Origin of the sequence: Pseudomonas syringae CC1557 (genome assembly GCF_000452705.1) — a bacterium.
In the GTDB taxonomy this organism is placed as follows: Bacteria; Pseudomonadota; Gammaproteobacteria; order Pseudomonadales; family Pseudomonadaceae; genus Aquipseudomonas; species Aquipseudomonas syringae_F.
The window spans coordinates 4,877,829-4,890,854 of sequence record NZ_CP007014.1 but is presented as its reverse complement, the minus strand read 5'-3'; the positions used below and the strand labels follow the sequence as shown (position 1 = coordinate 4,890,854).

Here is a 13,026-nt window from a genome sequence, read left to right as displayed (position 1 = left end):
CTAATCATGCGCGCGACATCCAGGGGCTTTACGTTGATCGAACTCATGATCGTCGTGGCGATTGTCGGTATTCTGGCCGCCATCGCTTATCCCAGTTACACCGAGTACGTAAAACGCACTCAGCGTTCGGCTATCGCCAGTCTGCTGTCGGAGCAAACGCAGGCGCTGGAGCGCTATTATTCTAGAATCAGTCCGGCTAGCTACGCCGGGGCGACGGTGGTGGCTGCCAATACGTACTACAAAATTACGCCGGTCCTAAACGCCACCGATTTCACCCTGACAGCCGACCCCATCCCGGGCTCGATGATGGCTGGCGACAAGTGCGGCAGCTTCGTGATCACCAACACCGGAGCGCGCACCAATCCAGGCGCCACAGCCGGCGTGACCCCGAAAGACTGTTGGGGCCGCTGAAACCGTTTTCCTGTCCCGAGAGCAAGATGTCCAAGCAGAAAGTAGTCATCGTCGGCGGTGGAGTCATAGGTCTGCTGACCGCCTTCAATCTCGCTTCCGAACAGGTCAACGTCGTATTGCTTGATCGCTCCGCCGTCGGCCAGGAATCTTCATGGGCCGGTGGCGGGATCGTTTCGCCGCTTTATCCATGGCGCTACAGCCCGGCGGTCACCGCGTTGGCGCACTGGTCGCAGGACTTCTATCCGCTCCTCGGTGAGCGCTTGTTCGCGCAGACCGGCGTCGATCCCGAAGTTCATACCACCGGCCTGTACTGGCTCGACCTCGATGACGAACAGGCCGCGCTTGAGTGGGCTGCCCGCGAAAAGCGGCCCTTGAGCAGTGTCGATATCTCGGCTGTGCATGATGCCGTGCCGGTGCTGGGGGAGGGGTACTCACGGGCGATCTACATGGCCAATGTGGCCAATGTGCGCAACCCCCGGCTGGTCAAATCGCTTAAGGCGGCCTTGCTGGCGATGCCCAATGTCGAGATTCGCGGAGCAGTGCGAAGTCAGCGGCTTTGTGCGTGAAGGCAGCAGGGTTTCAGGCGTTAACACACCGTCAGGTGCTGTCATCGGGGATCGGGTGATTCTCACTGCAGGCGCCTGGAGCGGTGAGCTGCTCAAGACTCTCGGCGTGGACCTGCCGGTCGAGCCGGTAAAAGGTCAGATGATCCTCTACAAATGCGCATCGGATTTTCTGTCGAGCATGGTGCTGGCGAAAGGGCGTTATGCAATCCCGCGTCGTGACGGGCATATCCTGATCGGCAGTACGCTGGAACACGAAGGGTTCGACAAGACCACCACGCAGGCTGCTCTGGAAAGCTTGAGGGCATCGGCCATTGAGTTGCTACCAGAACTGACCAATGCCGAACCCATCGCCCAGTGGGCCGGGCTGCGTCCAGGCTCACCCGAAGGCATCCCCTTTATCGGGCCGCTTGCCGGTTTCGAAGGGCTTTGGCTGAACTGCGGTCACTACCGCAACGGGTTGGTACTGGCCCCTGCGTCGTGCCAATTGCTCACCGACTTGCTGCTGGACCGCAAGCCCATCATTGACCCAGCGCCTTACGCACCGGCAGGCCGCCTGCATTTCTGACTGACTGCATTCACTCAGACTGTACAGTCATCGGCCTGTTGTTACCCTGCGCCCTGATCCTGAACCAGATCGAATACATGGCGGGCAAGAACACCAGTGTCAGTACCGTACCCGCGAAGGTGCCGCCGATCAGCGTGTAGGCGAGCGTGCCCCAGAACACCGAATGGGTGAGCGGGATGAAGGCCAGAATGGCCGCCAGCGCCGTCAGTATCACGGGGCGCGCACGTTGTACGGTTGCCTCGACCACCGCCTGAAACGGATCAAGCCCTGCCTGCTCGTTATGATGAATCTGGCCGATCAGAATCAGCGTGTTGCGCATCAGAATGCCCGACAGGGCGATCAGCCCGACCAGTGCATTGATGCCGAACGGTTGCTGAAAAAGAATCAGCGTAGGCACCACTCCGATGAGTCCCAACGGGCTGGTCAGGAACACCATGACCATGGCCGATATCGAGCGCACTTGCAGAATGATGATGATCAGCGTCACCGCCAGCATGATGGGGAACAGCGGCAGCATCGCGTCCATCGCCTTGCCGGACTCTTCGATTGAGCCTGCCTGCGTAATCCGGTAGCCACTGGGCAAGGTGTCGATTATTGGCTGCAACTGCCGGGTGATGGCTGTCGACACATCGGGTGGTTGCAGGCCGTCGGCGATGTCGCCGCGCACTGTGATGGTCGGCACGCGGTCACGACGTCGCATTACCGGCTCTTCCATGCGCACGTCGACGCTCCCCACCTGCGACAGCGGAATACGCTGCCCGTCGGCGCCTGCGAGGGTGAAGTCCATTATTTTCGCCGGATCGAGGCGCGTGTCTCCAGCTGAGCGGGCGATCACCTGCACCGTGCGAATGTCCTCACGCACCGCAGTAACGGGCAGGCCCGTCAGAAGGAACTGCAGCTGTTGCGCGACCTGGCTGGAGCTCAAGCCGATGGCCTGCATGCGGTCCTGTTGCAGGGTGAAATGCAAAGTCGGTGTGCGGCTGCCCCAGTCGGTATTGACCGTGCGCATCATCGGGCTGGCGGTCATGACCTGCTGCACCTGCGAAGCAATGCTACGCAGCATGTCCGGGTCCTGGCCGCTGACACGATAGGCAACAGGGAATGCTGAATACGGGCCGAATACCAACTGTGTGACCCGCACACGCGCTTCCGCCGCCAAGCCTTCGGAGATCGCCTGGCGCAATCGGTGTTTCAGCGTTTCGCGTTGTTCCTGGCTGTCAGTGCGGACCACGATCTTGGCGAATGACGGGTCAGGCAATTCCGGGCCCATCGCCATGTAGAAACGTGGCGCACCCTGGCCGATGTAGGCGGTGACGATGGTAGCTTCGGCCTGCTCGGCCAGCCAGTTTTCCACTTTTGTGGCGGCGGCACTGGTTTGCGCGATTGATGTGCCGTAAGGCATCTGCACTTCGACCAGTACTTCAGGGCGATCAGACACCGGGAAAAACTGCTTCTTGACCAGCCCCATGCCCAGCACGGCCAGCACAAAAAGCCCGATGACCGAACCTGCGACCATCCATTTGCCAGCGATGATCCTGGCTAGAATCCGGCGGAAACGGTTGTAGCGCGGTGTGTCGTAAAGCGCTGCGTGCCCGCCTTCGACCTGCTTCACGTCAGGCAGCAGCTTGACGCCCAGATACGGTGTGAAATAAACGGCGACGACCCACGAGGCAATCAGTGCAATGCCCACGATCCAGAACATGTTGCTGGTGTATTCGCCCGCAGTGGAACGTGCGAAGCCGTTGGGCATAAAGCCGACGGCGGTGACCAGCGTGCCGGATAACATGGGGGCGGCGGTGTGGCTCCAGGCGTAGGCAGACGCGGCGATGCGGTCATAACCTTCTTCCATTTTCACCACCGTCATTTCGATGGCAATGATCGCGTCGTCGACCAACAGTCCTAGGGCCAGGATCAGCGAGCCCAGTGTGATGCGGTCAAAATTCTTGCCGCTCATGGCCATGATCACGAAGACCATCGCCAGGGTCAGCGGTACGGCGGCAGCGACCACCACGCCGACACGCCAGCCCATGCTGATGAAGCAGACCAGCATGACCACCAGCAGGGCGACGAAGAACTTGATCATGAACTCGTCGACCGACGAGCTTATGTTGACGGCCTGATCGGTGACTTTATTCAGGCTCATGCCTAGTGGCAGCTCGGCGTTGATCGCGCCGACTTCTCGATCCAGTGCCTTGCCCAGGTCCAGGCCGTTCCAGCCGTCACGCATGACAATACCCAGCAGCAGCGCGGGTTCGCCGCCACTGCGAATCATGAACGTCGCCGGGTCTTCGTAACCGCGTTTGACCGTTGCGATGTCCGCCAGCTTCAGCGTGCGGCCCTGCGCCACGACCGGTGTGTCGCGGATTTTCTGCAACTCATCGAACGCGCCATCCAACCGAATGAACACCTGCGGCCCACGGGTTTCAACCGAGCCTGCCGCAGTCAGCGCATTCTGGTTGTTCAGTGCGGTGAATACGTCCTGAGGGCTGATCCCCAGCGTTGCCAGTCGCTCATGCGAGAACTCAACGTAAATCCGTTCCGGCTGCTCGCCGACGATATTGACTTTCTTCACGCCTGACACATGCAGCAAGCGTTGGCGCAGAGATTCGGCGTCCCGGACCAGCACGCGCTGTGGCTCGCCTTTGGCCTTCAGCGCGAACAGTGCAAAAGTGACATCAGAGTATTCATCGTTGACCATCGGCCCGATGACTCCGGATGGGAGTGTCATGGCCTCGTCACTGATTTTCTTGCGCGCCTGATAGAACTCATCCGGGACCTGTGAGGGCGGCGTGCTGTCGAGCAAGGTCAGGGTTGTGAACGCCATACCCGGTCGGGTGTAGGTTTCGGTACGGTCGTACCAGCGCAGTTCCTGCAGGCGTTTTTCGATCTTTTCCGCGACCTGGTCTTGCATCTCCTGCGCAGTTGCGCCGGGCCAGACCGACACCACGGTCATCACCTTGACCGTGAAGGCGGGTCTTCAGCGCGACCCAGTTTGAAAAACGCAATGATTCCGGCCAATGAAATCAGGCAGATCAGAAACAGGGTGATCGAGCGCTCACGCACCGCCAGTGCCGACAGGTTGAAACGATCACCGCTCATGGTTGCGCACTCTCGGCCACGCTGGCCGCCGCTGGCGCGATCACTCTTACGGGCTGGGCGTCATGCAGCAGGTGTGCGCCCAGGGCGACTATCGGCACGCCGGGGCTGAGCTGGGTGCTGATAAAAGCGTGCTCGTCATCAAGGTGGCGGACGGTTACCGGCGTCCAGTAAGCCTGCGCCGACTCGCCTTTGATGACCCAGATGCCCGGTCCCTTGCCCGCGTCGTACAAGGCGCTGATCGGTACCTGGAAAACGTCCTGTCCGAAGGCGTCTGTGCCTGGAATTTTCACGGTGATGGTGGTGCCCAGCGGCGCATTGGCCATATCGCCTTCCAGCACATAACGCGCCTCGAAGGTGCGGGTCTGGCGGTCTGCAACGTCCGAGAGCTGTCGCAGCCGAGCGCTGGTGTTGAGGTCCTGATTGCCGAACAGCGTGGCTTGCGCGGCAGAACCTATGCGCGGTCGCAGGTTCTCCGGGAGCTGAATGACGGCTTCACGAGGCCCTGCATGTGCAACCCGCACTACCACTTGTCCGGCGCTGACGACCTGGCCAGGTTCAACGAGGGTTTCCATGACGATACCGTCGGCATCCGCGATGAGTTCTGCATAACGGGTCGCATTGAAAGCAACTTCTGCCTGCGCTTCGGCGGCGCTGAGTCGAGCCTTGGCCGAGTCGGCTGCGGCTTTGATCTGGTCGTAGTTTGAAGCCGATATTGCGCCGCTGCTGCGCAGGTTTCGGTAGCGCGCCTCATCATCCGCCGTCTGCCTGGCCTGCGCTCTGGCGGCAGTCACTGCCTCGCGTTGCGCCTGGGCAGCCAGTTTCAGGTCTGCAGGATCGATACGCATCAGCGGTTGCCCGCGTTTTACGGCTTGCCCAGTGTCGACAAATCGCTCCAGTACCTTGCCGGAAACCCTGAAGCCCAGATCGCTTTGCACTCTCGCCGCCACAGTCCCGGTGAAGGCGCGGGGTGCTACGACAGCCTCTTTGAGGGTTGCGACGCGCACCAAAGGCGATTCGGTGCGCGGGTCCGATTGCGTCTTTTCGCTGCAGGCGGTCAGTGCGATCGGTAGAACACAGGCAAAAGTGAGCAGGGCGAGGCGGTGCCGGAGCATGGGAATCTCAACGTGCAGTGATCGAGACCTGCACTTTGATTCTAGTGACCAAATTAGTCAATAGTCACAAATCTGTTTTACTCACGGCGACAGGCTGCGTAGCACCAGGCTGGACAGTTGGGCGGGGCCTTCGTCTGTGTAATCGAAGCTGTGCTGCAGGAGCAGCGGATTGGAGTAGGTTCGCATCACCAGGTAGATCGCCGCGACGGTTTCATCAAGCGGCGTCTTGCGCTCGAAGTCGCCGGTTTGCCGACCTTCCTGGAGAATCTCCTGAAGGATTTCCTGGAGCTGTTCCTGATAAATCAACGTTGCCTGCCAGTGCTCAGTGGCTGCCGAAGCGGCGATTTCGTACAGCTTGCGATCTTGTGAGAACAGCCGCACGCTGGCGTCGACAACCGACTTGAACATGCGTCGCAGCTTTTCCGGTGGGGTGCTCGCGTCGTTGACCGCTGCGCGGACTTCAGCCTCGATTTCGCTCAGGCAGTTGGCGCAGATCATCTCGCCGATGGCCTGTTTGGACTCGAAGAACTTGTAGATATACGCCTTGGAAAAACCGATGGCCCTGGCGAGATCAGAGACAGTGGTCTTGCCGTAACCGTATTGGCTGAAATGCTCCGTGGCCGCAATCACGATCTGATCACGAATCTCATGGTCTGCCGGACCACGGCCTGCTGCGGGATTGCTGATGGTTTTGTTCATGGGGGGAGCTTACTGGCATTGATAGGAGTGGACAATGAGTGACTGCGCTTGAGAGTGGTCATGATTATTGCTGCTTCAATACTTCGCAACACCCGAGCTAGACCGGACGCGGAGCGTCCAGAACGGCATACCGACGCAGAGCGTCGGCACGATAGGTGTTCTCACGGACGCTTCCCGTTCCTAAAGCGCCGGCTCAGCGCTGATCGTTCCGCACGCTCCAGCGTGGGAACGCCTTGGGTGACGCTCCGCGTCACAAATCTGCGCTGCGCCGCCTATGCAAGATCGGACGCAGAGCGTCGGTACGATAGTTGTGATCCTCAATCCAGCCCCAGCTTCTTCAGCCGGTAACGCAGTGACCTGAAGGACAAACTCAGCCGTTCTGCGGCAGCGGTGCGGTTCCAGCGGGTTTCTTCGAGGGCTTGCAGGATCAGTTTACGCTCGACGCTTTCCAGGTAATCCTCAAGATTGTCGATATCGGCGAGGTTCGCGCCATGGTGTTCCTGGGGGCTGCAGGACTCGGCCAGACGCAGGTCGCTGGCGTGGATCTCATCGTTTTCGCAGAGGGTGTAGGCGCGCTCCAGCATGTTCTCCAGTTCGCGCACGTTACCGGGGAAGCGATAATTTTTCAGGGTTTCCAGCGCCTGTGCATGCAAACGCGCAACCGGCTGGGCATCCTTGCCTGCCAGGCGGCGCAGAACGCTGGCTGCCAGTTGGTCGATATCCTCACGGCGTTCGCGCAATGAGGGCACGCGCAGTTCGATCACGTTCAGCCGGTAATACAGGTCCTGACGAAAACGCCCGGCCGCCACTTCGGCACTGAGGTCTTTATGGGTCGCGCACAGGATGCGCACGTCGACCACCTGTTCCTGCTGGCCGCCGATGCTGCGAATGGATTTCTCCTGAATCGCCCGCAACAGTTTTACCTGCATGGCCAGCGGCAGGTCAGCCACTTCGTCGAGAAACAGCGTTCCGTTTTGGGCTGCCTGAAACAGGCCGGGCTTGTCTTCGTGCGCACCACTGAAGCTGCCTTTGCGATGGCCGAAGAATTCGCTTTCCATCAGTTCAGAAGGGATCGCCCCGCAGTTGACCGGCACGAAGGGCTTTTCGCTACGCGGCCCCTGTTCGTGTATCAGCCGCGCCACCAGCTCTTTGCCGCTGCCTGATTCGCCGCTGATGTAGATCGGCGCCTGACTGCGCGCAAGCTTGCCGATCTGATTGCGCAACGTGCGCATTGGCGGCGAATCGCCTAGCAGGCGGCTGTCGATGCTGCACGCCGGTTGAACGCTTGAGGGCAGGCTCAGCGCGCTGGTCACCAGCTCACGCAGCCGGTTGAGGTCGACCGGTTTGGTCACGAAATCGAAGGCTCCCGCCTTGAGCGCATGAATCGCGGTGTCCAGATTGCCATGGGCCGTGATCATGGCCACCGGCACCTGTGGATAACCGTGCTGAATGTGCTGCACCAGTTCAAGGCCATTGCCATCGGGCAAGCGCATGTCGGTCAGACACATGTCGAACGGCTCGCGCGCCAGCCATTCATGCGCTTCGGCAACATTGCGTGCGCTGCGGGTGTCGAGCTTCATGCGTCCCAGAGTGATTTCCAGGAGTTCGCGAATATCCGGCTCATCGTCGACTATCAGGATCTTTTGCCGTGGGCTCATGCTCAGCTCGTTTTGAACGGGTGGGCGAAGGTGATGCGCAAACAACTGCCGCCATCCGCGCGGGGGGCGTATTCCAGATGCGCCTGATTGCTTTCGCACAACTCTCTGGAAAGGTATAGCCCCAGACCGGTGCCTTTGCTTTCGGTGGTAAAAAACGGTTCGAACAGCTTGCTCAGATGCGGCTCGCTGACCCCCGGCCCGTCATCCAGTACTTCCAGAATGGGCAGGTCGCTTTGCAGGTCATGATGCAGCTTCAGCCAGACCTGCGCTAATGGGTGATTTCTGCTGCTGTAGCGCAGACCGTTCTGCACCAGATTGGTCACGACTTGTGTCAGTTGCTCCGCATCCATGCGGGTGGTCAGCGTGCCGGAATGGACCTCCACATGAAGCAGCTGGTTGGGCAGGACGGAGTCGCGGAAGTCGGCGACAAAGGCGTCCAGCCAGACTTTCAGATCCAGCAGCTGCGGTTGCGCCTCGCGTCGCCGGGAGAGCTGCAAGACGTTTTCGATCACCCGGTCGATGCGTTGCGACTGATCGTGAATGATCTGCCCCAAACGACGATCCGGCGCGCTGAGCGCTTCCGACTCGTTCAGCAACTGCGCCGCATGGCTCACCGCACCCAGTGGGTTGCGTATTTCATGGGCAATGCCGGCAGTCAGGCGACCCAGCGCGGCGAGCTTGAGTTGTTGCGCCTGATGGGCGATCTGCGAGAGGTCTTCAAGAAAAATCAGCGTCTGGCGCTGATCGCCACGATTGAGGGCGACAAAGCTGGGTTGCAGTTCAGGCCCGATTGCAGATGAGGTGATGCTGCGTGGCAACATGATCGGGTTGATCAGCCACTGGCGCAGGCGCTCCACCAGTTGCGGCGAGTAGGCGTCGATGACCTGGCCGACCAGCCGCTCGTGGCCAAGTAAAGACAGTGCGCCCTGATTGGCCAGCAGCACCTGACGGCGGGCGTCCAGCACCAGAATGCCGGTACGCATGCGTTGCAGGATCAGAGCGTTGAGTTCTTCCAGACTGTCGACGTCCGCTGCTCGCTGTTCGGCAAGTACTTCGCTGGTCTGCATGCGTGCGGTCAGCGCCTGCACCAGCAGCGCAGCGGCGAAGCACAGTGCACCCAGAGAACCTGCCTGCACGTAGTCGTTGGACACCGAAGGCGTGCCGAAGCTGATGTAAAACGTCAGGTAAATGATGCCGATGGCAGACACGGCGGCTATCAACAGGCCGATGCGGCCGCGCAGCAATACGTTGCTGATAGCCACCGAGGCGATCAGCAGATTGCCGATGCCGCTGGAAGGGCCGCCCGCCGCATAGAACAAGCCGGACAGCATGATGGCGTCGACCATCGCCAGGCTGAACAGGTGCGACTGACGAGTAGGCCGTTCCAGCAGTACCACGACCAGAATATTGAACACCAGATACAGCCAGCAACCAGAGCGAAACAGGTTCGGGTTGGCCAGTTGCAACAGTTCGGTTTCCAGGCTGCTGGAGATCAACAGGACCAATACGACGCCAATGGTCAGTCGATAAAGGTGATACAGGCGCAGAATCCGTTGCGCCTGTGGGCTGGCAAGGTAGGACGTCTCAGCGGTCACGTGCCGCAGGGCCTTCCAGCCGGTGTGCCTCGCTGCAATACCAGTGCTGCCCCTGACTCAATGCGCGGTCGCGAGGCGAGTGAACACCACAATGGGCGCAACGGACCATCGGCGCAGCATCGATTTCAGGCGGCTGTTTGCGGGTTTTTTGCTTGGGAGGGTTGATCAGGCGTTTGACGAACCAGATCACCGCCGCGATCAACGCGACCCACATTAATAGGCGAATCATGACTACCCGCTTAGTGATTGACGATGGCGCAGTGTAGCCAAGCCGCGAGCGGGCGCACAGTGGCTAATGTGATGCTAAAAAAAAGAGGCCCGAAGGCCTCTTTTTTACGCGCTCAGGATCAGTCGAACAGACCCAGGGTCATGTAGCTGAACCACGAACGGCTCTTGGTGCCTTTCTCTTCAGCTTCTTTCGCGGCCTGCTCGTCCAGCTCTGCCTGGTTTTCCGGCAACAGCTCTTTCGGGATCGAGTCCTTGGCATCCTGATACTGCTTCTTGATGTCCTGATCGGCACGGGTCTGGCCCGGTGGCAGCGGCGCGCTGCCGTCGATCAGGCCGAGGGTCGCTTTCGACAGCCACGAACGGTTGTCGGCTTCAGCCTCACGCGGGGTGAACTTGCCGTCAGCCAGTTGCGGGTGGTTCGGGTAGTTGGTCTTCAGCACTTCCAGGCTGGTGGCAGCCAGGTCGTCGAGGTGCAGACGCTGATAAGACTCGACCATCACGGCCAGGCCGTCGCCCACTGAAGGCGTCTCCTGGAAGTTTTCCACTACATAACGACCGCGGTTGGCGGCTGCGACGTAGGCCTGACGGGTCAGGTAGTAGTCAGCTACGTGGATTTCGTAGGACGCCAGCAGGTTGCGCAGGTAAATCATGCGTTGCTTGGCGTCAGGCGCGTAGCGGCTATTGGGATAGCGGCTGGTCAGCTGGGCGAACTCGTTGAACGAGTCGCGTGCAGCACCCGGGTCACGTTTGGTCTGGTCCAGCGGCAGGAAGCGAGCCAGCAGGCCGACGTCCTGGTCGAAGGAGGTCAGGCCCTTCATGTAATACGCGTAGTCGACATTCGGGTGCTGCGGGTGCAGGCGGATGAAACGCTCGGCAGCGGATTTGGCTGCTTCGGGTTCACCGTTTTTGTAGTTCGAGTAAATCAACTCGAGCTGTGCCTGGTCAGCGTAGCGACCGAACGGATAGCGTGATTCCAGCGCCTTGAGCTTCTCAGTGGCACTGTTATAGCTATTATTTCCCAGGTCGGCCTGCGCCTGCTGGTACAGCTCGACTTCGCTGAGGTTTTCGTCGATGACTTCCTTCGACGAACAGGCCGCAGTCAATGCGAGGATGGCGATCAGCAGCAGGTGTTTCACTTGCATGGCGGCTTGCGTCCCTATAACGGCCTGCTGTCTTGGGCGGGGCCGTCCTGTTATGATGAGCGCCCCGCGATACCGGCGGGACAAAAGACGCCGTATTTAACCACAAGCGCGCTGCCGAAACCAAAGGCTAGCCGCCACCTAGTCTGGTCATGTCCGAAAATATAGAACTTCGCGCAGAGGTGCCGTCCGAATTGGGCGGTCAACGCCTCGATCAAGTCGCCGCACAATTATTCGCTGAGCACTCGCGCTCGCGCCTTTCCGCCTGGATCAAGGACGGCCGCCTGACTGTGGACGGAGGCGTTCTGCGCCCTCGTGACATCGTGCATGGTGGTGCTGTTCTCGAGCTGATTGCCGAGCAGGAGGCCCAGGGTGAATGGGTCGCTCAGGACATCGAGCTCGACATTATCTATGAAGACGACCAGATCCTCGTCATCAACAAGCCCGCAGGGCTGGTGGTGCATCCGGCTGCCGGTCATGCCGACGGCACGCTGCTTAACGCCTTGCTGCACCACGTGCCGGACATCATCAATGTCCCGCGTGCCGGCATCGTGCATCGCCTGGACAAGGACACCACCGGTCTGATGGTGGTCGCCAAGACCATTCAGGCACAGACACAACTGGTGACTCAGTTGCAGAGTCGCAGTGTCAGCCGTATCTACGAGTGCATCGTGATCGGCGTGGTGACCGCAGGTGGCAAGATCGACGCGCCTATCGGCCGCCACGGCCAGCAGCGTCAGCGCATGGCGGTCATGGAAGGTGGCAAGCAGGCGGTCAGTCATTACCGCGTGCTGGAGCGCTTCCGTTCGCACACGCATGTGCGGGTCAAGCTGGAAACCGGCCGCACGCACCAGATCCGCGTGCACATGGCGCACATCAACTACCCGTTGGTCGGCGATCCGGCTTACGGCGGTCGTTTCCGCATTCCGCCCGCCGCGAGCCTGACCATGGTCGATTCACTCAAGACCTTCCCGCGTCAGGCACTGCATGCGCGCTTCCTGGAGCTGGATCATCCGATCACCGGCAAGCGCATGAGCTGGGAATCGCCACTGCCGGATGATTTTGTCTGGTTGCTGTCGCTGCTCAAGCAGGATCGCGAGGCGTTCATCGGGTGAATGACTGGCTGATACCTGACTGGCCCGCGCCAGCGCAGATCAAGTCGTGCGTTACCACCCGTTCGGGCGGAGCCAGTCTGGCCCCGTTCGACAGCTTCAATCTGGGCGATCATGTCGATGACAGCCCAGAGGCCGTGGCGAGCAATCGCCTGCGCCTGACCTCTCATCTGAATGTTCAGCCAGCCTGGTTGCGCCAGGTTCACGGCGTGGACGTGGTTCATGCCGACCCTTCCCGTGTCGTCGAAGCCGATGCCAGCTGGACAAGCAGTCCTGGCGTGGCGTGCACCATCATGACCGCCGATTGCCTGCCAGCCCTGTTCTGCCGCCGCGACGGTACGCGTGTCGCTGCTGCGCATGCAGGCTGGCGCGGTCTGGCGGCGGGTGTGCTGGAAGCGACAGCGGACAGCCTGCAAAGTGATCCGCAAGACATTCTTGTCTGGCTCGGTCCGGCCATCGGCCAGCCTTCCTTTGAAGTCGGTCCAGAGGTGCGCGAGGCATTTACAAGCAGACATCTTCAAACCGCCGGGGCATTTGTCGCCAGTTCGAATCCTGATCGTTTCATGGCCGACATTTATACGCTTGCCCGGATGCGACTGGCTGCCCACGGTATCTCTGCCGTTTATGGCGGTGGGCTGGATACCGTTACTGATTCACGCTTCTTTTCTTACCGCCGTGCCGCCCGCACAGGTCGCTTCGCCTCACTGATCTGGATCGAACACGCCTGATTGCAGGCTGTTTTGCGCAGGCCAGCTAGGCTTGCCTGACGCTCGTCTGATCTGTATCAACCCGCGCCCGCTTGAAACACGCAGAATCGTCCGCATCTAACTGGCTATCAAGCA

General features: G+C 60.2%; 9 protein-coding genes and 2 pseudogenes. 4 read left to right on the top strand and 7 right to left on the bottom strand.

Features of this window, described 5'->3' with window-relative positions; all coding sequences use genetic code 11:
- Positions 1-6: 6 nt before the first annotated feature.
- Together N018_RS21560 and thiO are read left to right on the top strand one after the other, a co-directional pair.
- Positions 7-411 (top strand): type IV pilin protein, encoded by a 405-nt coding sequence (locus N018_RS21560; protein ID WP_024647399.1) that lies wholly within the window; start codon positions 7-9, stop codon positions 409-411.
- A 26-nt stretch (positions 412-437) separates the two neighbouring features.
- Positions 438-1,542, top strand: a pseudogene (gene thiO, locus N018_RS21555) (glycine oxidase ThiO).
- 10 nt (positions 1,543-1,552) lie between these two features.
- Here thiO and N018_RS21550 read toward each other — a convergent pair.
- The 7 genes and pseudogenes from N018_RS21550 to N018_RS21520 form a co-directional block, all read right to left on the bottom strand.
- Positions 1,553-4,641 (bottom strand): annotated as a pseudogene (locus N018_RS21550) (efflux RND transporter permease subunit).
- Complete coding sequence (locus tag N018_RS21545) at positions 4,638-5,753, bottom strand: efflux RND transporter periplasmic adaptor subunit (protein WP_024647402.1); 1,116 nt, start codon at positions 5,751-5,753, stop codon at positions 4,638-4,640. The pseudogene N018_RS21550 and the gene N018_RS21545 overlap by 4 nt, the downstream one beginning before the upstream one ends.
- 81 nt (positions 5,754-5,834) lie before the next feature.
- Entirely contained in the window at positions 5,835-6,452 is a 618-nt protein-coding gene (locus N018_RS21540; RefSeq protein WP_024647403.1) for a TetR/AcrR family transcriptional regulator, read from the bottom strand.
- A 317-nt stretch (positions 6,453-6,769) separates the two neighbouring features.
- Positions 6,770-8,110: a sigma-54-dependent transcriptional regulator gene (locus N018_RS21535; RefSeq protein ID WP_024644957.1), complete on the bottom strand. Its 1,341-nt coding sequence runs from the start codon at positions 8,108-8,110 to the stop codon at positions 6,770-6,772.
- A gap of 2 nt (positions 8,111-8,112) precedes the next feature.
- A complete protein-coding gene (locus N018_RS21530; protein WP_024644958.1) occupies positions 8,113-9,705 on the bottom strand; it encodes a sensor histidine kinase in 1,593 nt (530 codons plus the stop codon).
- Positions 9,695-9,934, bottom strand: a complete 240-nt coding sequence (locus N018_RS21525) for a PP0621 family protein (RefSeq protein ID WP_032632732.1) — start codon at positions 9,932-9,934, stop codon at positions 9,695-9,697. The genes N018_RS21530 and N018_RS21525 overlap by 11 nt, the downstream gene beginning before the upstream one ends.
- Before the next feature lie 118 nt (positions 9,935-10,052).
- The gene (locus N018_RS21520) at positions 10,053-11,075 is read right to left on the bottom strand and encodes an outer membrane protein assembly factor BamD (protein ID WP_024644960.1); all 1,023 of its coding nucleotides are present in this window, start codon (positions 11,073-11,075) and stop codon (positions 10,053-10,055) included.
- 149 nt (positions 11,076-11,224) lie between these two features.
- Here N018_RS21520 and rluD point away from each other — a divergent pair, with 149 nt between their 5' ends.
- Together rluD and pgeF are read left to right on the top strand one after the other, a co-directional pair.
- Entirely contained in the window at positions 11,225-12,187 is a 963-nt protein-coding gene (rluD, locus tag N018_RS21515; RefSeq protein ID WP_005895286.1) for a 23S rRNA pseudouridine(1911/1915/1917) synthase RluD, read from the top strand.
- Positions 12,184-12,912 (top strand): peptidoglycan editing factor PgeF, encoded by a 729-nt coding sequence (gene pgeF / locus N018_RS21510; RefSeq protein ID WP_024644961.1) that lies wholly within the window; start codon positions 12,184-12,186, stop codon positions 12,910-12,912. The genes rluD and pgeF overlap by 4 nt, the downstream gene beginning before the upstream one ends.
- The last annotated feature ends 114 nt before the right edge of the window (positions 12,913-13,026 follow it).